The sequence below is a fragment of the Pedobacter endophyticus genome, assembly GCF_015679185.1.
GTDB lineage: Bacteria > Bacteroidota > Bacteroidia > Sphingobacteriales > Sphingobacteriaceae > Pedobacter > Pedobacter endophyticus.
This window is the reverse complement of sequence record NZ_CP064939.1, coordinates 4601313-4624061: the sequence shown is the minus strand read 5'-3', so window position 1 is coordinate 4624061 and position 22749 is coordinate 4601313. Positions and strand designations below refer to the sequence as shown.

Sequence of the window (22749 nt, the reverse complement as noted above, 5' to 3'; positions counted from 1 at the left end):
ATGCAAAAAAAACTCCGAACCCTTCTTTACTTATCACTCGTTACCCTAACCCTTACATCCTGCGCTCAAAAGGTAAGCAACCTTTATAATCCGGATTTAACCATTAAAAAAAACCTATCTGATGAGCAGTTACTCGATCTGGTTCAAAAGCAGACCTTCCAATATTTTTGGGATGGTGCCGAACCTACGTCGGGTGCAGGGAGAGAACGCTACCATGTAGATGAGATTTATCCTGAAAACGACAAAAGTACCGTTGCCACCGGAGCAACCGGATTCGGTTTAATGGCAATATTAAGTGGCATTGATAGAGGTTATGTCACCAAAAAAGAAGGTTTAGATCGCTTAAATAAAATTTTGGATTTCTTGGCCAAGGCCGATCGCTTTCATGGTGCATGGCCGCACTGGTTTTATGGAGAAACTGGCAAGGTAAGGCCTTTTGGTAAAAAAGACAACGGCGGCGATTTAGTCGAAACCTCATTTGTTGCACAAGCATTGATTTGCATAGATGCCTATTATAAAAACGGAACCCCGGAAGAAAAGGCCCTCGCCAAAAAAGCCGATGAACTTTGGAAGGGAATCGATTTTGATTGGTATCGCAACGGCAATCAAAATGTGCTTTATTGGCATTGGTCGCCAGAATACAACTGGGAAATGAACTTCCCGGTAAAAGGCTATAACGAATGTTTAATTATGTATGTGTTAGCGGCCTCATCGCCAACGCACACCGTTCCTGCCGAAGTTTACCACGAAGGTTGGGCCCGCAATGGGGACATTAAAACAAGTTTCGAAGTGTATGGTCACCCATTCACTCTGGATTATCAAGGACAAAAAAAGTCGGTGGGACCGCTATTCTGGGCACATTACTCTTATTTGGGCCTCAATCCAAAAGGACTTAAAGATAAATATGCCGATTACTGGCAAAACAATGTAAACCATACCTTAGCCATTCATGATTATTGCGTCGATAACCCAAAAGGATACAAAGGTTACGGCGAAAATAGCTGGGGCTTAACCGCAAGTTATTCCGTAAAAGGATATGCCGCCCATAATCCCAAAGAAGATTTTGGCGTTATCTCCCCTACCGCAGCCATTTCGTCCATTCCGTACACACCCAAAGAATCGATGAAAGTAATCCGTCATTTATATGAAGATTTGGGCGATAAAGTTTGGGGCAAGTACGGTTTTTATGATGCCTTTTCTGAAACCGACAACTGGTATCCGAAAAGATATTTGGGAATCGATCAAGGACCAATGGTGGTAATGATTGAAAATTATAGATCGGGCTTACTTTGGAAATTGTTTATGAGTAATACCGATGTGCAAAAAGGGTTGACGAAGTTGGGTTTTGAAAATAAGTAATTCGTCATTGCGAGGCACGAAGCAATCTATTCTGCAATTAAGTCGCTAATGAGATTGCTTCAATCGATGAAAAATCGATTTCGCAATGACGAAACCTCAATGGCTGGCACGAAGGATCCCCAAGCGATGAAATGTCAACTTAAATAAAAGCACAAGCTGCAAAAGGTAAGTGAGTAACTTTATTTCAGGCGGTAATAGGAAACAGATTCTTCGCTGCGCTCAGAATGACAGCAACAAACAAACAACAATGAAAAAAATACTGCTAATCATATTATTATTTACATCGTTTTCTGCGGCCTACGCCCAGAAGCAAAAAACCTACTGCAACCCAATTAATGTAGATTACGGCTATACCCCGTTTGAATCTTTTACCGAATGGGGCAAGCATCGGGCCACTGCCGATCCGGTTATTGTGAACTATAAAGGCGATTTTTACCTGTTTAGTACTAACCAATGGGGTTACTGGCATAGCCCCGATATGTTGAACTGGAAATTTGAAGAGCGCAAGTTTCTTCGCCCGTGGAACAAGACTAAAGATGAGCTTTGCGCACCCGGCGTTGGCATTGTGGGCGATACAATGGTTGTCTTCGGAAGTACCTACACCAAAAACTTCACGCTTTGGGGAAGCACCGACCCGAAGGCCAATAAATGGTTTCCGCTGGTCGATTCGTTAGAGATTGGCGGCTGGGATCCGGCCTTTTTTACGGATGATGACGGTAGGTTTTACATGTACAACGGAAGCAGCAATGTTTATCCGATGTATGGCGTAGAACTCAATCGCAAAACATTTAAGCCCATCGGCACACGCACACCAATGTACCTGTTACAAGGCTGGCGATACGGTTGGCAGCGCTTTGGCGAACATATGGACAACACCTTTCTGGATGCCTTTGCCGAGGGTGCTTGGATGACGAAGCACAACGGTAAATATTATTTTCAGTATGGGGCGCCCGGAACCGAATTTAGCGGTTACTCGGATGGCGTAGTTGTAGGCGATAAGCCCTTGTTTGATGGCGCTCAAATAACCCCGCAATCAGATCCACTAAGCTACAAGGGTGGTGGTTTTTCTCGTGGCGCAGGTCACGGGGCTACCTTTCAAGATAACAACAAAAAGTACTGGCACATTTCTACCAGCATCATCTGCGTAAAAAACACTTGGGAGCGTAGAATGGGCATCTGGCCAACGGGTTTTGATAAAGATGATGTAATGTGGACAAACACCGCCTTCGGCGATTATCCGCTCTACCTTCCTTCAGAAAGAAAAGAAAATGGCCCGGCGGGTCCGGGGTGGATGCTCATCAACTACAAAAAGCCCGTTACCGTTTCATCAACACTTGGCGCATTCCATGCCAACAACGCCGTTGATGAAAGCATTAAAACCTATTGGAGCGCAAAAACGGCCAACAATGGCGAGTGGATCCAAACCGATCTCGGGAGCTTGGCCACTGTAAACGCTATCCAAATCAATTACGCCGATCAGGATGCCGAATTTATTGGCAAGCAGATCGGCATTTACCATCAGTATAAAATTCTATCATCGGTTGATGGCAAAAAATGGACTACACTAGTTGATAAAAGTCAAAATAAAACCGATGTTCCACACGATTATATCGAACTTGAAAAACCCGTTAAAACAAGGTTCATCAAATTGATTAATATCCACATGCCAACCGGAAAGTTTGCCATTAGTGGCCTCCGTGTTTTTGGCAATGGTAATGGAGAAAAGCCATCGGAAGTTAAAAACCTGATCGTTTTAAGAACCGAGAAAGATAAACGAAGCGCTTATATTAAATGGCAACCCGTTGATAATGCCTTTGCATACAATTTATATTACGGTACAGCGCCCGATAAATTGTACAATTGCATCATGATACACGATTTTAATGAATATTGGTTTAAGGCCATGGATAGCCAAAAACCGTATTACTTCGCCATCGAGGCCATCAACGAAAACGGCGTTTCGAAAAAAACCACTGTAAAAAAGGTCGATTAACGAATTAAAGATTAAAACACACATAGTATGAACAAAGCGAAAATCCTGGTTGTATTTTTAGCATCACTAATGCTGAATGCTACAGCGCAAACGAAAAAACCTGTATCGGCCGAAGAGGCAAAAATGAATACTTTCATCAATAACCTGATGGCGAAAATGACTGTCGATGAGAAGATCGGGCAGCTCAACCTGCCAAGTTCTGGCGATATTACCACCGGGCAGGCAAACAGCAGCGATATTGGCAAGAAAATCAAAGATGGGCAAGTGGGCGGTTTGTTCAACATCAAAGGTGTTGATAAAATTAAGGCCGTACAAAAGGTTGCCGTTGAGGAAAGCAGAATGAAAATACCGTTATTGTTCGGTATGGACGTTATTCATGGCTACAATACCGTGTTCCCGATTCCACTGGGCATGAGCTGTACCTGGGATATGGACGCCGTACAACGATCGGCAAGGGTTGCCGCCATTGAAGCCAGTGCAAGCGGCATCAACTGGACTTTTTCGCCGATGGTTGATATTTCCCGCGATCCACGTTGGGGAAGAATCTCCGAAGGAAGTGGCGAGGATGCTTATTTAGGCTCGCAAATTGCAGCGGCTATGGTTAAGGGCTATCAAGGGAAGCTCCAGGCCAACAACGAAATTTTAGCTTGCGTAAAACATTATGCGCTTTATGGCGCCGCCGAAGCCGGAAGAGACTATAACACAACCGATATGAGCAGGGTGCGCATGTACAACGAGTATTTCCCGCCCTACAAAGCAGCTGTTGATGCTGGTGCAGCAAGTATTATGGCTTCGTTTAATGAGGTTGATGGGATTCCTGCAACCGGCAATAAATGGCTTATGACAGAGGTTCTGCGCAACCAATGGGGTTTTAAGGGCTTCGTGGTAACCGATTATACAGGCATCCCTGAAATGATTGCACACGGCATGGGCGATTTACAAAAGGTTTCGGCATTGGCCTTAAACGCAGGTATTGATATGGATATGGTTGGCGAGGGCTTTTTAGGAACGTTAAAAAAATCGCTCGCCGAGAAAAAAGTGAACATCAACGAAATTAACAGAGCTTGTCGTTTAATTCTTCAGGCAAAATATAAACTGGGCCTATTTAACGATCCTTATAAATTTTGCGATCCAAAACGGGCAGAAACTGAGGTTTTCAGCGCAGCCAATCGTCAAGTCGCCCGCGAAATATCAGCCGAAAGCTTTGTTTTGCTTAAAAATAACAACAACATTCTTCCACTTAAAAAAACTGGAACAATTGGTTTAATAGGCCCTTTGGCTGATAATACGGCAAACATGTATGGCACCTGGAGTGTTGCCGCCCTGTTTGATAAATCGGTAACCGTGTTGCAGGGTTTAAAGAACGCAGTAGGTAACGATGTTAAAATTTTGACCGCCAGGGGCTCAAATTTCCTAGCCGATTCGGTAATGGAACACCGCTATGTAAACGTTCATAACCCCACCTACAAACGCGATGCACGATCGGAAGAAGAATTGATTAAAGAAGCTTTAAAAGTTGCAGAAAAGTCAGACGTAATTGTGGCCACGATGGGCGAAGGATCTGAATTTACAGGCGAAAGCAGCAGCGTAACCGATATTCAGATTCCTGAAACGCAAAAGAACCTGCTAAAAGCCCTGGCAAAAACCGGTAAACCAGTTGTTTTGGTACTATTTACGGGCCGTCCGCTGGCGTTGAAATGGGAGCAAGAAAATATTCCCGCCATTTTAAACGTTTGGTTCCCCGGTAGCGAAGCTGGAAACTCAATTGCCGACGTGCTTTTCGGAAAGGTAAATCCATCAGGAAAATTAAGTACAACCTTCCCGCAAAATGTTGGTCAGGTGCCACTATATTATGCCCATAAAAACACTGGTCGTCCGTTGGCAGAAGGTAAATGGTTTGAGAAATTCCGGTCAAATTATCTGGATGTAAGCAACGATCCATTATATCCATTCGGTTTTGGTTTAAGTTATACCACTTTTAATTATAGCGACGTAAAATTGAGTTCGAATACTTTGGCAAAAGGTAAATCAATTACTGCATCTGTTACTTTAAGCAACACCGGTAAATACGACGGCAAGGAAGTGGTACAATTGTACATTCGCGACTTGGTAGGAAGCATTACCCGTCCGGTTAAAGAGTTAAAAGGGTTCCAGAAAGTGGCGCTGAAAGCAGGCGAAAGCAAAACGATCAGCTTCAACATTACCGAAAACGACCTAAAGTTTTACAACTCTGACTTAAAATTCGTTGCCGAACCCGGCGATTTTGAGGTGTTTATTGGTACAAATTCAAGAGATGTAAAAAAAGCAGCATTTACGCTGAAGTAGGTAAAACGCTGTATTCTACACTGCCCGAACGGACGGTCTGGCAGTGTAGAATTTTATGATTCACTCGTCATGCCTTAGCCCGTTAGCATATCCTTAAATTCGGTAATCCTTAGTTAACAGATTTCTCTCCCGATTAGAAAAAATTCGGCATTCGAAATGACGTAGAATGGGAATGTCGAAAACTAAACAATAGCCCGTCATATCGAAAACCGAGCCTCATCGTTGAGCTATCTCTCTCCCGTTAGCACATACTTAATCTGGTTGTAGCGTCCCGCTACGACCTTTAGTAAAGCCGACGATCCTTTGCTAACACCTGCCCACACGAGGAGGGGCATTCCAACTTTAGTTGCAAAAGGCTAAAGATCGAATGACGTTTTAAACAGACAATTCCTTGCAAAACACCTAACGTTTTCTATTTTTGTTCTATGAAAAATACTTTTCTAACCATTTTTTTGCTGATTACGGCATTTTTCTCAAACGCCCAGGATTTCAAAAAATACGATCGCGGAAGTTTCAATAAAGGACAAGATTCCATCAACTATAGAATTTTATTCCCCGAAAACTTTAATCCTGCACAGAAATATCCGGTCCTGTTTGTGCTTCACGGGCGTGGAGAAAGCGGAAACGACAATGAAAAGCAACTCACACATGGTGCCAAACTGTTTTTGAAGGACGAGGTGAGGAAAAACTTTCCCGCAATAGTCATTTTCCCTCAATGTTCTTCCGATAGCTACTGGGCAAATGTAAATATCACAACAAACGATAAGGGCAAACGCAACTTTAGCTTCGTTGAAGGCGGGAAGCCTACAAAAGCCATGCATGCCTTGCAGGGAATGGTAAAAGATTTTCTGAAGAAACCATTTGTAAATAAAGAACAAGTGTATGTCGGCGGCCTTTCAATGGGTGGCATGGGCACTTATGAACTATTAAGAAGACAACGCAAAACATTTGCTGCTGCCTTTGCCATTTGTGGCGGAGACAATACCAATAATATTCGCAAATATAAAACCGTTCCCCTTTGGATCTTTCATGGCGGGAAGGACGACATTGTAGATCCAGCCTATTCAATGGCCATCGCCGAACGCCTAAAAACGGTTGGCAGAGAAGTGAAATTTACCCTCTATCCTAACGCAAACCACAACAGCTGGGATAGCGCCTTTGCCGAGCCAGAACTGTTGCCCTGGCTATTTTCGCATAAGCGGGACTAAATTCGTTAGAAGATGCTACTTTGACCAGGTCCTGTAAATTTTACTTGCCATGGCATAGAACCGTTTTTGCTTGCTTTACTTCTGTTCCGGAACGAACGCTTCGTAATTATTGGCGGCTGCAGCTCCGCTCGCCCAAATGACCTGCCAGAAACGGAAACCCCAAAGGCCCAATTGCGAGGCCGGGGAGTGGCCATGGTGGCGGGATCGCTGAAAAGCGGATAGCTAAAAACACCAATTCTTTCGCCCATTCTCGGGGCTCCTTTTTATTAATCTTTCGCATTTCTGTCCGATTAAAGGATTTCCCCCCCTATTTCTTTACGATTTTACCCCTCCCCGCTCTGCCATAATCAATACTTTTGTTACCTGCATGCGTCATCATCCCTCCAGCATCGCATTTAAACAAATTATTTTCTAACCAAAAATTAAAATTGCTTATGACGCATTTTACGAACCTGAAAATGGATTGGTGCACTCGTCGCCTCAAATTTATTTTCATCATGTTGCTCACGTTGCCCATGCTGGCACTAGCGCAAACAAAAAAAATTACGGGAACAGTTAAAGATGCCAGCGGCCAAGGCATTCCTGGAGTAACCATATTAATTGAGGGTGGTGGCGCTAAAACTCAAACCGATAGTGATGGAAAGTTTGCCATTTCAGCCAAACCGGGCGACGTATTGGTAACGAAATACATCTCGTATGCCGATGCTCGAACAACGGTAGACGAGAGATCCAATTACAACCTAACTATTAAGGAAGAAGCAAATGACTTAAACGATGTGGTTGTGGTTGGTTACGGTACACAAAAGAGGGTAAACCTAACCGGATCCGTTTCTACCGTTAGCGCAGATAAAATTACCAATCGTCCAATAACCAACATGGCAACTGCCCTAGCTGGAACAGCGGCGGGTGTAAGCGTAACCCAGGGAAGGGGAAATCCAGGAGATGAGAGCGTGGCCATTAGGATACGTGGTGTAGGTTCTTTCAACAACAGTGATCCCTTGGTGTTAGTCGACGGTATCATTGCCGATATGACATCCTTAAATACTGACGACATAGAAAATGTGTCAATCTTAAAAGATGCAGCTTCTGCCGCTATTTACGGATCAAGAGCAGCAAACGGTGTAATTTTGGTAACAACCAAAAAAGGAAGAAAAAATGAATCGCCCAAAATAACCTTTAATAGTTTATTTGCACGCGAACAAGCCGTTACCGATCTTAAATTCATGGCAAACACCGCCGATTGGATGGAATTACACAACATCGCAAAACAAAATGCTAATCCAACTAGCACTTCGCCAGACTATTCGCCGGAGATCATCGCTGATTGGCGTGCTGCAAATACCAATCCGAACGGAACTTTCGTTCACCCCACAACAGGCCAAACGATTCCGAATTCGCTGGCATTTCCAAATACAGACTGGGCGCAAGTCCTTTTCCAGCCAGAATATTATCAGCGCCATGGATTATCAGTTAGTGGGGGTGGAAAAAACTCTACATATCTCATGTCGCTAGGTTATCAAAACAATCCGGGCACATTAAAAAACACAGGGCTTGAACGTTACAACATTCGAGTAAACTTGGAAACAAAAATCGCTGACTTTATCACTTTTGGTACGCAAACTTACGCCACCAGAGAGTTTAAAGAACCTGGCAGTACATCTATGACTTATCTCCTGCAGGCATTTCCAGGTCAAACACCTATCTATCAGGGAAAATATGGTGCGGGCGAAGCTGAAGGTACATCTAATGCAAATAACATCTTACAAAGTGCTGCAGCTACGGGCGGCATGAATAATAAAACAAATATTAACACTACTTGGTACCTGAATGCTGAAATTTGGAAAGGACTTAGTGCAGAAACGAGGTTTAACTATAACGAGTCGTCACGAGCAAATACAAACTACGCTCAAGATTTGCCGCTGTATAGTTTCCGAGAAAGCTTCGATGTACCCAAAGTAGGAATAGGAAATCTGAATCAGGCTACGACTTCGCGTTATTCGGAAGGGACTAGCAACTACACTGCTAATTTTCTATTGCGCTATGCAAACAAATTTGGCAAACATGATGTAAGCGGTTTAGCCGGCTACGAACAATATCGAACCAAGAACAGCGGATTTCGCCTTGCTGTGCGGGGCCTGCTAGATTGGACAGTAACAGACATCAATTCTGCATCGACATTTGAGAACTTTGGAACAGATCAAAATAAGATTGATGACGCATTATCAGAAAACGCTATTTTGTCCTATTTTGGTCGTGTAAATTATGCTTATGATAGCAAATACCTATTTGAGGCGAACTTCCGTTCCGATGCCTCTTCTAAATTTGCGCCAGGCCATCGGGGTAACCTTTTCCCTTCGTTTTCGGCTGGCTGGATAATAAGCAATGAGCCATTTTTTAATTCAACTAAAAAGCACGTTAACTATCTTAAAATCAAGGCATCTTACGGTAACTTAGGAAACAATATAAAAGGTAACTACGACTGGTTAACCTTATATAAAAAGGTAAATAACGTGTTTAATGAGCAGGTATCAAATGGCGTAATCCAGGCAACTTTTCAAAACCTGAACCTATCATGGGAAAAACTGACCACATATAATTTTGGATTTGAATCAAAGTTCTTAAATAATCGGTTAAGCCTTGAGGCAGAAGCCTATTATCGTTATACATCAGATATTTTAGCTGGCGCAGTCGTTTATCAAACGCTGGGTAGCACTAAAGCTCCTTTAATTAATAAAGCTTCCATGAGCAACAAAGGTATTGACCTTAACCTTGGCTGGAATGATCGCGCTGGGGAATTTAGCTACGGGATTAATGTTAACCTGAATTACAATACCAACAAGGTTACCAAGCTGGAGGGAGCGCTTAAATACGAGCGAGATCCTTCAACGCTTGATGTGTTTGGCAACCCTACTTTACGATATACTAATTTGGCAGATGTATCAACGCCGGGCGGAGCAAAAACTGATGATCAAAATACCCGTCGCGTAGAAGGAAAAATGTTTGACGAGTATTTTCTGCGCCGCCCTTATTCCGGAGCTGGGTCTTATACCAATGCCGACGGATCTGTAAACCCTAACGGGGGGCCGAAAGATGGTATGATACGCACCAAAGCTGATTTGGATTGGGTGAAATCCATGATAGCCGCAGGATATTCTTTCAACAATAATACTGTAGGCTCTGGCGCAGCGAACATTTGGTACGGGCAAATGATTATGGCTGATGTGAACGGTGATGGCAAATATGGAAATGATGACGATCGCGAATTTACTGGAAAATCGCAAGCGCCCAAATTCAGTTTTGGTTTAAACTTAACTGCCGCTTGGAAAGGCATTGATTTAAATATGCTGTGGGCAGGTAGATTAGGGTCATACTTTTATATCAATGATAGGGGTGCCAATAGCTCTATTTTAGCTAACACTGCGGATCAGCTACCGGGAGATGCATGGAGTAAATACTATTTTTACGATGCTGTTAAAGCCCATACCGATGCTAACTACGACCCAGCAACAGACCCTAATGCAAAAATTAATGCAAAGTATCCTCGCTTGCTTTCTTCTCCGTCGATAACTCCAGCAAATACGCTTTATCTGAGCAACGCATCATACGCGAAATTAAAGTCTTTACAAATTGGGTATACCCTACCAAAACGTTGGGTAAATCGTGCTAAGATTGCCAATTTACGGGTATTTGTGACTGGTGAAAACCTGATCACAATTAAGGATAAAGACTTTCAAGGAGTTGATCCTGAATTGGGTGGTGGTATCATCATTTACCCTATTGCACAGCTATATTCAGCAGGCATAACACTTACTTTCTAGTTAAAAACTAAATAATATTCAGATGAAAAATAAAATATTCTTAATGGCGATTGTAGGCATGTTAGCCTGTACATCGTCATGCAAAAAAGCACTTGAGCTATATACTGCCGATCAGATCACGTCGAACATTATGTGGACGACCGAAAATTTGGTAGATCAGGGTGTGATTGGAGTTTATTACTCGTTACAACGCCCGGTAAATAGCAGCGGTATTGTTGGAGAGTCTTTACAAATTGGCTACTACGGCTATGAAGCTTATGGCATGAATCCTAATAATTCTACTTTTTCTTTTCAATGGAAATGGTTATTTGATGGTATACACCGTGCTAATGATGCCATCGTAAACATCCCGAATGCCCCTATAAACGACGAAAAGAAGCGGCGTTTATTGGCAGAATGTAAAGTACTTCGTGCGTTTTTCTATATGCGCTTAAACGAGCTATATGGCAGAGATGGTTTGGGGGTACCCATTTATGCCGTACCGATTGCACCGTCTGAAGCAAACAAGGGCCAAAGTCCTGAAGCTGAAGTTTGGGCGTTTATCATCCAAGATCTGACTGATGCCATCAACGAAGCGGCATTGCCCAATAACCAGATCCAGGGCCAAGGCAGAATGAGCAAAGGCGCAGCTTATGCGCTAAGAGGTCGGTCTTATTTATTATCAAAAAAATACGACCTAGCAGTTGCCGATTTTGCCAAAGTAGGCGAAATGGGTTATAGTCTCTTCCCAAATTACAAGCAATTGTTTAAGCTAGCCAATGAGCGTTGTCAGGAAATGATATTAAGCGTACAATATATCGAAGACCCTAGTGGATATGGCAGTAGGTTACAAAAATTTTGTGCTGCAAATCAACAGGGATCGAAAGACAGCCGTGGTTGTTGGACCGATTTACAGGTAACACCTGCATTGGTAAACCTTTACGAGGTAGTTGTAGATGCCAATACCGTTAAACCATTCGATTGGGCAGATTTTATTCCAGAATGGAATGCTGTTAGCGCATCTGGAACGCCCAACCGAAAAGTATTTTTTCTTCGAGATAGAAAAGTAAACGGGGCAGACATCCACGCCAGCATTTCTAACAGTATAAATACTGAGCTAAACAAAATACCAACGGCAAAAGACCTGTATTTGGCCGAAGGCAATGAAGCTCGGTTAAAAAGAGCCTACCAAAATAGAGATCCTCGCTTAGCTTACAATGTAATTACCCCTTATGCAGATTTTCAAGGAGTAAACAGTAACTCTACTGCAGAAGGTATGTACACTTTCAGGTATCCGGTACCCGCGGCATACTATTTTGATCAATCCAGTGCAGAGCCAAACTTGAATAAAAATCTACCTAGCACGTATTTCACTACTGGAAATGCAGGCAATAGAAACGAATTCAAGTACATTCACCGTAAGTTTGTTGGCGAAGGATTAGAGTTTGCCCGTCGTCAGGATAATCCGATAGATGAACCTATCATTCGATATGCAGATGTGGTATTAATGTGGGCGGAAGCCCTAGTTGAGATGGGCAACCTTTCTGGTGCAATGGCTCAAGTAAAACGTGTGAGAGATCGTGCAGGAATCATTACTATGCCATCATCTTTTTCTAGCCAAACAACTGCACGCAATTATGTGCGTGATGAACGTCGACGTGAGTTTGTAGGGGAAGGCGTAAACTTTTTTGACGAAATGCGTTGGAAAACCTTAAAGGAAACCAAGTTTAGTGAAAAATTTGCACAACCAGTTTGGGGAGGTACAGGAGGTACAGAAAGCACCGGTGGAACCACTTATGAGTGGATAGGCGATTTTTGGTACACTTGGCCAGTTCCTAAAGCAGAAATTGAATTAAATAAAAATCTAAAACCGACACCTGGTTGGGTTTATTAGAATAGCAACTTTAAAACAAAACCCCAATTGGTAAATACAAAATCAAATGAAAGCAAAAGCCCGATCGTAAAAATCGGGCTTTGCTTTTATAGAAATTCGTTTAGTTAACTGCTAACTGAAAACTGATCCGTTACTCAGCCATATTGTGATAAACCGCCTGCACATCATCATCCTCTTCCAACTTATCAATCAATTTCAACACATCGGCAGCTTGCTCTTCAGTTACTTCGTGATGCGATAAGGCGATCCGCTCCAACTTTGAGCTTTTTAATTCAATACCCTTTTCCTCCAGTGCTTTTTGTAACGAACCGAAGTTTTCAAAAGCGCCTTGCGCAACTACAATATCATTGCCTTCCTCATCGGCTTCTACATAAAGTTCTTCCAAGCCAGCGTCGATTAATTCAAACTCTAATTCTTCTAAGTCGAGATCTTCGGCTGGAGTAAACCGGAAGACAGATTTACGACTAAAAATGAAATCCAACGAGCCTGTCTTACCCAAAGAACCATCGGTTTTGTTAAAATAACTACGAACGTTGGCAACAGTACGGTTTGTATTGTCGGTAGCGGTTTCTATTAAAACGGCTACTCCGTGAGGCGCATAACCTTCGTAAACGATTTCTTCATAATTGGCCATCGATTTATCCGAAGCACGCTTAATTGCAGCTTCAACCCGATCTTTAGGCATGTTAACAGCCTTTGCGTTTTGTATTGCAGTTCGCAAACGAGAGTTGGTTTCAGGATGAGGTCCCGATTCCTTAACCGCCATTACAATATCCTTACCAATACGCGTAAACTGAACCGCCATTTTGGCCCAACGCTTAAATTTTCTTTCTTTTCTAAATTCGAATGCTCTTCCCATTTTATAGTATTGAAATATAAGATATGAGATATGAAATGTAAAACTTTACACCCTAACCTTCAAATCCTCCACCTTTATAGTGTTTTTTCTTTAATTTTGATTGTAGCCATTTTTCCATCAAGTTGATTATACTCCTTCCTGCCGCAGGCAAGGAGTATAAGATTAAACAACCACATGATTAAACTGGCTATTTTTCTCGCTTTACTCTTTCGGATTTAACCCTCTACCTTATTTCGCTTTAGTCTTTAAGTTTTCACCTCCCAACTCAGGTCTCAAAACTCCCAACTCCAAACTCCCAACTATTTCCTCAAGTTATTCAACATATCCATCGTTAGTTTCGATAAATCGAACTCAGGTTTCCAGCCCCAATCTTTCGCTGCATAACTATCATCAATAGAGCGGGGCCAACTGTTGGCAATTTGCTGGCGAGGATCATTGTCGGCGTAAGTTAACGTAAAATCTGGAATATGTTTCCTGATTTCTGCTGCCAAAACCTCGGGCGTAAAACTCACACCGGCGAAATTATAACTGCTTCTCACCGAGATTTGATCTGCAGGCGCATCCATCAACTCAATTGTACCGCGAATGGCATCCTCCATATACATCATCGGCAACTCGGTTTCCGCATTCAAAAAGCTCTGGTAACTTCCTTTTTTCAAAGCCTCGTGAAAAATATGGATTGCATAATCTGTAGTTCCGCCACCTGGCGCAGCTTTCCAGCTAATTAAGCCCGGGTATCGAATGCTCCGTACATCGAGCCCGTATTTTTGATGATAATATTCGCACCAACGCTCGCCTGCCAATTTACTTATCCCATAAACCGTATTCGGGTCCATGATGCAATATTGTGATGTTTGATCTTTCGGGGAATTTGGCCCAAAAACCGCGATGGAGCTTGGCCAGTAAACCTTTGCCACATGATATTCTAAAGCCAGATCCAGCACATTTAAAAGGCCGTTCATATTTAAATCCCAGGCCAGTTTAGGGTTTTGTTCGCCGGTTGCAGACAGTAACGCGGCCAAAAGATAAACCTGCGTAGGTTTATACTTCTTAAAAATCCCGTTAATCATCTCCTTATCCAATACATTCACAAACTCGAAAGGAGCCGAATTTTTGATATCGTAATCTGGTCGGCGAATATCGCAGGCAACTACATTGTCATCGCCATATATCTTACGTAACATCGTAACCAGTTCGGTACCGATTTGGCCATTTGAGCCTAAAACAATTATTTTTTCCTGCATCGTATAAAGAATTTGGCAAAGGTAAAAAATTGAGGTAAAAGGCAAATATAATATTTAAACTATTGTTTATATTTAAACAAATTCAGCTATCTTTAGGCTGAAGCTTTTCAGTTGGATAAACAGGTGGTGAAACTACTTCAAAATTTGCAAAAAACCCATGTTTGGTAATGGTGGATTCGACGACTGCCATCCGCCTACTAAATGTACTTTTTACACGAAGTGTTTTGCCAAAAAAAACTACGCCAGAACCTTCTCTAACCAAATAAACCGATTCTATTTAGAATGAATCTACTTAGTAACAATCACATTGCAGATGTTAATTTAGCATATTAACCACGATTTTTATGCTTTAAATTTTATAATATTACACCTTAACACATTAATGTAACCAAATTAAAAAATCATAAAACGATGCACAGAAGAGAAGCACTTAAAAACGTTGCATTCTTGCTTGGAGGAGCCATCTCGGCAAGTACAATGGGCGTTTTATTTGAAAGTTTTACGCTCCCCGAAAATGAAAAGAACTCGGTGTCGTTTGCGCTGGGCGATGAAAAGATTTTTGCCGAATTTGCTGATGTTATTGTTCCCACAACAAAATCTTCTGCGGGTGCAAAAGCAGCCGGATTGGGCAAGTTTATCCCAATGATGATGCAAGATTGCTATCCTCGCGAAATGCAATACTCCTTTGCAAAAGGTTTCAGAGAACTTCAGGAAAAAGCAAAAAAAGATTTCGGAAAAAACTACCTATCACTAACCGTTCCCGAACGCACTAAGTTAATGGTCGACCTCAGATTGATGGCCATTGCACAAAAAGAAACCAAAGCGGAGGAAAACAAAGACCTGGTTTACTTTTTTGTTACTGCCCGCGATTTAACCTTGCTTGGCTATTACGCCTCAGAGATAGGATGCACCAAAGCCCGTGAGTACGTTCTCATTCCCGGCCGATATGACGGAAATGCAAAACTGAAACCCGGTCAACGCTCGTGGGCAACCTAATTTCCAAAACTAGACAACAAAACATCATGAATTTAAATACAAATTTAAAAGACGAAAATACTTACGATGCTATTGTTATAGGATCGGGGATTAGTGGCGGCTGGGCTGCAAAAGAACTTACCGAAAAGGGTTTACGTGTTTTAATGCTCGAAAGAGGAATGAACATTGAGCACATAACCGGTTACGAAAATGCCATGAAAAGCCCCTGGGAATTTAAACATGCAGGACGATTAACCGAAGAACAAAAACGTACGCACCCCGTACAAAAAAGAGATTACCCTTACCAGGAAGCTAACGAAAAATGGTGGGTAAATGATTTGGAGTGCCCTTACACCGAAGATAAACGCTTCGATTGGTACCGCGGTTTCCATGTGGGCGGTAAATCGCTGATGTGGGGACGACAAAGCTACCGTTATGGCGAACAAAACTTTGAAGATAACGCCAAAGACGGTCACGGTGCCGATTGGCCTATTCGTTACGCCGACCTTGCGCCCTGGTACGATTATGCTGAGCGTTTTGCCGGCATCAGCGGGTCGCAAGAAAACTGGCCGCTTTGTCCTGATGGACAATTTCTGCCTCCAATGGATTTAAACATTGTAGAAAAATCAGTTAAGGCCCGTATCGAAGAGCACTATAAAAAGGAACGTATCATGATGATTGGCCGCGTGGCCAATTTGACTGTTCCACACAAGGGCCGCGGGAACTGCCAGTACAGAAATTTATGCAGCCGCGGATGTCCGTTTGGCGCTTATTTTAGTACCCAATCTTCTACCCTGCCTGCAGCAATGGCCACCAAGCGCTTAACGTTGAGGCCGTATTCTATCGTTAACCATATTATTTACGATAAGGACACTAAAAAGGCAAAAGGTGTAATGGTTATCGATGCAGAAACCAACAAAACAATGGAGTTTTATGCTAAAATCGTTTTCGTTAACGGATCAACATTAGGCTCTACCTTTGTATTGTTAAACTCAACTTCCGAGGCACATCCAAACGGTTTAGGTAATGGAAGCGGCCAGTTGGGACATAACTTAATGGATCACCATTTCCGTTGTGGCGCATCCGGCGAAGCCGAAGGCTTTGAAGACAAATACACTTACGGTCGTCGTGCCAACGGAATCTATATTCCTCGTTATCAGAATGTTGGTAACGACAAACGCGATTATTTACGCGGCTTCGGCTACCAGGGTGGCGCAAGCCGTTCCAACTGGCAAAGCGATGTTGCCGAGTTATCTTTCGGTGCTGGCTTAAAAGAAAAAATGACCAAGCCCGGAAAATGGAGCATGGGATTGGGCGGTTTCGGAGAAATGTTGCCTTATTACGAAAACAAGGTTTACATTGATCACAGCAAAAAAGACAAATGGGGACAGCCCGTATTGGCAATCGATTGCGAATACAAAGAGAATGAGAAGAAGATGCGTGTGGATATGATGAACGATGCCGCAGAAATGCTGGAAAAAGCAGGCATGAAAAACATCAGAACATACGATAACGGCTGTTATCCCGGCATGGCCATCCACGAAATGGGTACTGCCAGAATGGGTAACGATCCAAAAACTTCGGTACTTAACAAATGGAACCAGATGCATGAGGTAAATAATGTTTTCGTAACCGATGGATCGTGCATGCCTTCAATCGCCTGTCAAAATCCTTCGTTAACATTTATGGCTTTAACTGCCCGGGCATGTGATTATGCCGTAAAAGAATTAAAGAAAAACAATATTTAAGAAAGGTAGAGAGGTAGAAAGGTAGAGGGTCAAAGACTAAAGCTGAAAGCTGAAAGACTAAAACTGAAAGGCTAAAGATTAAAGTTTAGGACTAATAACTCTGTACTAAATACCAAAGATTCAATTCTTTAACATTAACTATAAACTTAAATAAATCACAGGCCTAAAAGTCCTCCCCTCTGGGGAGGATTTAGGTGGGGCTTTAATATATGAGAAGAAAACTAAGAATGGGCATGATAGGCGGTGGAAAAGACGCCTTTATTGGTGCCGTACATCGTTTAGCTGCAAATATGGATGGCTTGATCGAACTTAGCGCAGGCGCTTTGAGCGTCCATCCAGATGTAGCCTACGAATCGGGTAAATTGCTGTTTTTGCCCGAAGAAAGGATTTATAAAAGTTATGAGGAGATGCTTTCAAAAGAAAGCGAACTCCCAGCTGATGAGCGAATAGATTTCGTAACCATTGTTACACCCAACTTTGCTCACTTTGCGCCCGCAATGCTGGCTTTGGATAAAGGTTTTAACGTGGTTATCGAAAAACCGATAACGTTAACACTCGACGAGGCAAAACAATTGAAGGCTAAAGTAGAAGAAACCGGCTTAACGCTATGTTTAACCCATACTTACTCAGGTTATCCAATGGTAAAACAAGCCCGCCAAATGGTGAGCGACGGCGCATTGGGTGCGATCAGAAAAATTATCGTCGAATATCCGCAGGGTTGGCTGAGCAAATTATCAGAACGAGAAGGGAACGCACAGGCTGCCTGGCGTACCGATCCATCGAAAACCGGAAAAAGTGGTAGCATGGGAGACATTGGAACGCATGCGGCACACCTTGCAGAATATATTTCTGGCCTAAAAATTACCAAGGTCTGCGCCGATTTAAATATTGTTGTTCCCGGAAGGGCTATCGACGATGACGGAAACGTATTGCTAAAATTCGACAATGAATCAAACGGTGTTTTAATTGCCTCACAAATTGCTGCAGGAGAAGAAAATGCACTAAAAATTAAAGTGTATGGCGAAAAAGGCGGCATGGAATGGCACCAGATGGAGCCAAATACCCTTATCGTGAAATGGTTAGATGAACCTGCCCAGATTTACAGAACTGGTAACGGCTATATGAGCAGTGTTGCGCAACATAACACCCGCACGCCAGGCGGCCACCCAGAAGGATACCTGGAAGCGTTTGCAAATATTTACCGAAACTTCGCCTTAACCGTTGATGCCAAACTCAATAATGAACAACCCACAATAGAAATGCTCGATTTTCCCGGCGTTGAAGATGGCATAAGAGGCATGGCATTCATCGAAAACGTTGTGGCATCAAGTCAATCAGATCAAAAATGGACAGATTATAAAATTTAACCAGTTATAATGACTACATTAAAAGGACCAGCAGTTTTTCTTGCGCAATTTATTAGCGATGAAGCGCCCTTTAATTCACTCGATAGTATTTGTGAGTGGGCAGCTGGATTGGGTTTTAAAGGCATCCAAATGCCAACGCTCGATACCCGATTTATCGATCTTCAAAAGGCGGCAGAAAGCAAAACCTATGCCGATGAGCTTAAAGGCAAAATCGCCGCTTACGGATTAGAAATTACAGAACTTTCTACCCACCTTCAAGGTCAGTTGGTTGCCGTTCATCCCGCTTATGATGATTTATTCGACGCCTTTGCCCCTAAAGAACTGCATAAAAACCCAAAGGTAAGAACCGAATGGGCCGTTCAACAAATGAAATATGCAGCAAAGGCCTCCCAAAATCTTGGCTTAAACGCCCATGCTACATTTAGCGGTTCGTTGCTTTGGCAGTACTTTCATCCCTGGCCGCAACGTCCTGCCGGATTAGTTGAAGAAGGTTTTGCTGAATTGGCAAAACGATGGATGCCGATTTTAAATGAGTTTGACAACTGCGGCGTAGATGTTTGTTATGAGATCCATCCGGGCGAGGATTTATTTGATGGCGAAACTTACGAAATGTTCCTGGCAGCAGTAAACAACCACCCGCGTGCCTGTTTGTTGTACGATCCATCGCACTTTGTTCTCCAACAGTTGGATTACATTCAATACATCGATTTCTATCACGAACGGATTAAAGCTTTCCACGTAAAAGACGCTGAATTTAACCCAACAGGCAAACAAGGCACATTTGGAGGCTACCAAAGTTGGGCCAACAGAGCCGGAAGGTATCGCTCTCCGGGTGACGGACAGGTCGACTTTAGAACCATTTTTAGTAAGCTGGCTCAATACGACTTTAAAGGTTGGGCCGTTATGGAATGGGAGTGTTGCATTAAAAACCAGGAAGACGGTGCCCGCGAAGGTGCCGAATTTATCAAAAAACACATTATTAATGTAACTGAAAAAGCTTTCGACGATTTTGCAGCGTCGGGCAGCGACAGCGCTTTCAATAAAAAAATATTAGGTTTATAACATTAACAAAAATCTGCGTAAGTAATTATCTTAATACGCAAAATTAACATCATCAATAACAAAACATACACAATGAAAAGAACATCATTTTTAATTTTAGGACTCGTAGTCATATTCATGGCCTCATTCTGCACAGCAGATTCATCAAAAGAAAACGAAAATAACGCAACGGCAACATCGGCGACAGTACCGGCAACAGCAGAAACTACCAAAACAGCAACGCCAGCAGCTACGCAAACCGCAGAGCAACCATCGGCGACAAAAGAAACTGAAACAGCACCTGTAAAGCCAACCGAGGCGGCACCGGTAGAAGCAGAATCAGCAAAGGCAGCGCCAGTAGCACCATCGGCTAGCACCACAGCATTACAAGTGACCGCCGGCGAAAAACTGATCAATAAATCTGACTGTATTGGCTGCCACAACAAAGTGAACAAAATTATCGGCCCTGCTTATATGGACATTGCCAAAAAATATCCCGCAACCGAAAAGAACATCAATTATTTATCTGATAAAATTATCAAAGGCGGATCAGGCGTTTGGGGTACAATGCCAATGACTGCGCATGCCACGCTTAAAAAAGACGATGCCAAATTAATGGTAAAATACATTCTATCATTAAAGAAAAAATAATAGCACCCTAAAGAAAGACCAAAAATATAGTCACATCCCATTAGCAAATCGATTTACTGAATATGAAAACAGAGCAAAACAATAAGAACACGAGTAACCGCCGTGATTTTATTAAGACTTCAGCCATTGCCGCTGCAGCATTTATGATTGTACCTCGCCACGTTTTGGGTGGCCCGGGATACCTGGCCCCTAGCGATCGTTTACTTGTTGCAGGTATCGGCGTAGGCGGAAAAGGCGAAAGTGATCTGAATATGTTTTACAAAAGCGGAAAGGCAGATATTGCTTTTTTATGTGATGTAGACGATCGCCGTGCAGCAAATAGCGTAAAAGCTTTCCCGAAAGCCAAATACTATAAAGACTGGCGGGAAATGTTGGACAAGGAACACAAAAATTTCGACGCCGTTTCGGTGTCCACTCCCGATCATAACCACGCCATACAAGCACTTGCCGCCATGCAGTTAGGCAAACATGTATACGTTCAAAAACCATTAACCCACGATATATACGAAGCACGTATTTTAACTGCTGCGGCAAAAAAATATAAAGTAGTGACCCAAATGGGTAATCAAGGTGCTTCAAACGACGGTCCCCGTCAGATGAAAGAATGGTATGAAGCCGGTTTAATCGGCGATGTGCATACCGTTTACGCATGGACCAATCGTCCGGTTTGGCCACAAGGCATTCCCTGGCCAGATAAAAAAGCAGAGATTCCAAAAGAATTAGATTGGAATTTATGGTTGGGAACTGCGCCTGAAAAAGATTATGTAGACAAATTGGTTCCATTTAACTGGCGTGGCTGGTGGGATTACGGAACCGGCGCACTTGGCGATATGGGCTGCCATTTAATTGAGGCTCCGTTTAGTGTGTTGAATTTAAAATATGCCAAAGAAGTTGAGGCAAGTGTGGGTTCGGTATATGTAGATGAGTTTAAACGTGGGTATTTTCCAGAAAGTTGCCCTCCATCAAGTCACGTAACCCTGAAATTCCCAAAAACCAGCAAAACAAAAGGCGATGTGACCTTACATTGGATGGACGGCGGTATACAACCCGAACGCCCGGAAGAGTTAGAAGCTAACGAGACTTTTGGCGATGGTGGAAATGGAACCTTGTTTATTGGTACCAAAGGGAAAATGATGTCTGAAACCTACAGCGCAAACCCTAAATTGTTGCCGTTAAGCCGAAACAAGGATATTAAAGTGGCTCCAAAATATGCACGCGTACCCGAGGGCGCAAACGGCCATTACAAACAATGGGTAGAAGCTGCAATTGCTGGTTATGGCAAACAAGAGGTAAGTTCGCCTTTCGAAATTGCTGGTCCGCTAACCGAAGCATTATTAATGGCCAACCTGGCAATAAGAAGTTTCGATATTCAGAAAACAGTGAATGGCAAAACCAGCTATCCAGGAAGGTACACCAAAATGCTTTGGGATAACGACAACATGAAAGTAACCAACTTTGATGAAGCAAACCAGTTTGTAAAACGCGAATACCGTAAAGGCTGGAACAATTTAACACTCTAAAAGCAAAAAATCGTCAATTGCGAGGAACGAAGAATCTACTGACATTGCTTCGTTTCTCGCAATGACGACAACTTATAAAAACATGAAAAAAATCTTCCTTTCTGCCTGTATATTACTTGCAGTAACCCAAATATCAAAAGCACAAAAAGGCTTTAAGCCATTATTTGATGGCAAAACAACAACTGGCTGGCACACTTATAACAAAACTGGCGTTGGCAGTGCCTGGCAAGTTCAGGATGGCGCATTACACCTGGATTTAGCTACTAAAGGTAAAGATGGCGGTGGCGATTTAGTAACCGATAAGGAGTACGGCAACTTCCACTTAAAATACGATTGGAAAGTAGCTCCCAAAGCAAATAGCGGCTTAATATTCTACGTTCATGAAGATCCTCAATACCACGCGACATATTCTACAGGGTTAGAAATGCAGGTAATTGACAACGATGGACACCCAGATGGCAAATTTCCAAAACATCGTGCCGGCGACCTGTACGATTTGGTTAAAAGCGCTTCGGAACCTGTTAAACCAGTAGGCGAATGGAATAAAGCAGAAATAATAAGTAAAAATGGTAAATTAACCTTAATTTTAAATGGTGTTACCGTTGTTAAAACTACGCTTTGGGATGAGAACTGGAAAAGTATTGTAGCAAACAGCAAATTTGCAACCTGGAAAGATTGGGGCGCATTTAAAACCGGCAAAATTGCGCTTCAAGATCATGGCGACGAAGTGTGGTACAAGAATATATCAATAAAAGAACTATAAAAAAG

Annotated in this window: 15 protein-coding genes; 13 read left to right on the top strand and 2 right to left on the bottom strand. The window is 42.7% G+C overall.

Annotated features, from left to right (window positions below; genetic code table 11):
- The 6 genes from IZT61_RS18850 (at position 1) to IZT61_RS18825 (ending at position 12576) form a co-directional block, all read left to right on the top strand.
- On the top strand, positions 1-1359 hold the full coding sequence (locus tag IZT61_RS18850) for a glucoamylase family protein (RefSeq protein WP_196098568.1): 1359 nt from the start codon (positions 1-3) through the stop codon (positions 1357-1359).
- Between the two features lie 247 nt (positions 1360-1606).
- Entirely contained in the window at positions 1607-3352 is a 1746-nt protein-coding gene (locus IZT61_RS18845) for a discoidin domain-containing protein (RefSeq protein WP_196098567.1), read from the top strand.
- Between the two features lie 27 nt (positions 3353-3379).
- Entirely contained in the window at positions 3380-5677 is a 2298-nt protein-coding gene (gene bglX, locus IZT61_RS18840) for a beta-glucosidase BglX (RefSeq protein WP_196098566.1), read from the top strand.
- Between the two features lie 425 nt (positions 5678-6102).
- Complete coding sequence (locus IZT61_RS18835; RefSeq protein WP_196098565.1) at positions 6103-6885, top strand: carboxylesterase family protein; 783 nt, start codon at positions 6103-6105, stop codon at positions 6883-6885.
- 434 nt (positions 6886-7319) lie between these two features.
- Positions 7320-10703: a SusC/RagA family TonB-linked outer membrane protein gene (locus IZT61_RS18830; protein ID WP_196098564.1), complete on the top strand. Its 3384-nt coding sequence runs from the start codon at positions 7320-7322 to the stop codon at positions 10701-10703.
- A gap of 22 nt (positions 10704-10725) precedes the next feature.
- Entirely contained in the window at positions 10726-12576 is a 1851-nt protein-coding gene (locus tag IZT61_RS18825; protein WP_196098563.1) for a RagB/SusD family nutrient uptake outer membrane protein, read from the top strand.
- A gap of 130 nt (positions 12577-12706) precedes the next feature.
- Here IZT61_RS18825 and IZT61_RS18820 read toward each other — a convergent pair whose 3' ends face one another.
- Positions 12707-13435: a YebC/PmpR family DNA-binding transcriptional regulator gene (locus tag IZT61_RS18820; RefSeq protein WP_196098562.1), complete on the bottom strand. Its 729-nt coding sequence runs from the start codon at positions 13433-13435 to the stop codon at positions 12707-12709.
- 299 nt (positions 13436-13734) lie between these two features.
- On the bottom strand, positions 13735-14679 hold the full coding sequence (locus IZT61_RS18815; RefSeq protein ID WP_196098561.1) for an NAD-dependent epimerase/dehydratase family protein: 945 nt from the start codon (positions 14677-14679) through the stop codon (positions 13735-13737).
- A 411-nt stretch (positions 14680-15090) separates the two neighbouring features.
- Here IZT61_RS18815 and IZT61_RS18810 point away from each other — a divergent pair, with 411 nt between their 5' ends.
- The 7 genes from IZT61_RS18810 to IZT61_RS18780 all read left to right on the top strand — a co-directional run bounded on the left by IZT61_RS18810 (position 15091) and on the right by IZT61_RS18780 (position 22744).
- On the top strand, positions 15091-15675 hold the full coding sequence (locus IZT61_RS18810; RefSeq protein ID WP_196098560.1) for a gluconate 2-dehydrogenase subunit 3 family protein: 585 nt from the start codon (positions 15091-15093) through the stop codon (positions 15673-15675).
- A 26-nt stretch (positions 15676-15701) separates the two neighbouring features.
- Complete coding sequence (locus tag IZT61_RS18805) at positions 15702-17402, top strand: GMC oxidoreductase (RefSeq protein WP_196098559.1); 1701 nt, start codon at positions 15702-15704, stop codon at positions 17400-17402.
- Between the two features lie 209 nt (positions 17403-17611).
- Positions 17612-18769, top strand: a complete 1158-nt coding sequence (locus IZT61_RS18800; protein WP_196098558.1) for a Gfo/Idh/MocA family protein — start codon at positions 17612-17614, stop codon at positions 18767-18769.
- Between the two features lie 9 nt (positions 18770-18778).
- A complete protein-coding gene (locus tag IZT61_RS18795) occupies positions 18779-19831 on the top strand; it encodes a sugar phosphate isomerase/epimerase family protein (RefSeq protein ID WP_196098557.1) in 1053 nt (350 codons plus the stop codon).
- Positions 19832-19903: 72 nt separating this feature from the next.
- Positions 19904-20461: a c-type cytochrome gene (locus tag IZT61_RS22355; protein ID WP_230383765.1), complete on the top strand. Its 558-nt coding sequence runs from the start codon at positions 19904-19906 to the stop codon at positions 20459-20461.
- Between the two features lie 62 nt (positions 20462-20523).
- On the top strand, positions 20524-21981 hold the full coding sequence (locus IZT61_RS18785; protein ID WP_196098556.1) for a Gfo/Idh/MocA family protein: 1458 nt from the start codon (positions 20524-20526) through the stop codon (positions 21979-21981).
- An 82-nt stretch (positions 21982-22063) separates the two neighbouring features.
- Positions 22064-22744 carry a 3-keto-disaccharide hydrolase gene (locus IZT61_RS18780; protein WP_196098555.1) on the top strand — a complete coding sequence of 227 codons (681 nt, stop codon included), beginning with the start codon at positions 22064-22066 and terminating at the stop codon, positions 22742-22744.
- Positions 22745-22749 lie beyond the last annotated feature (5 nt).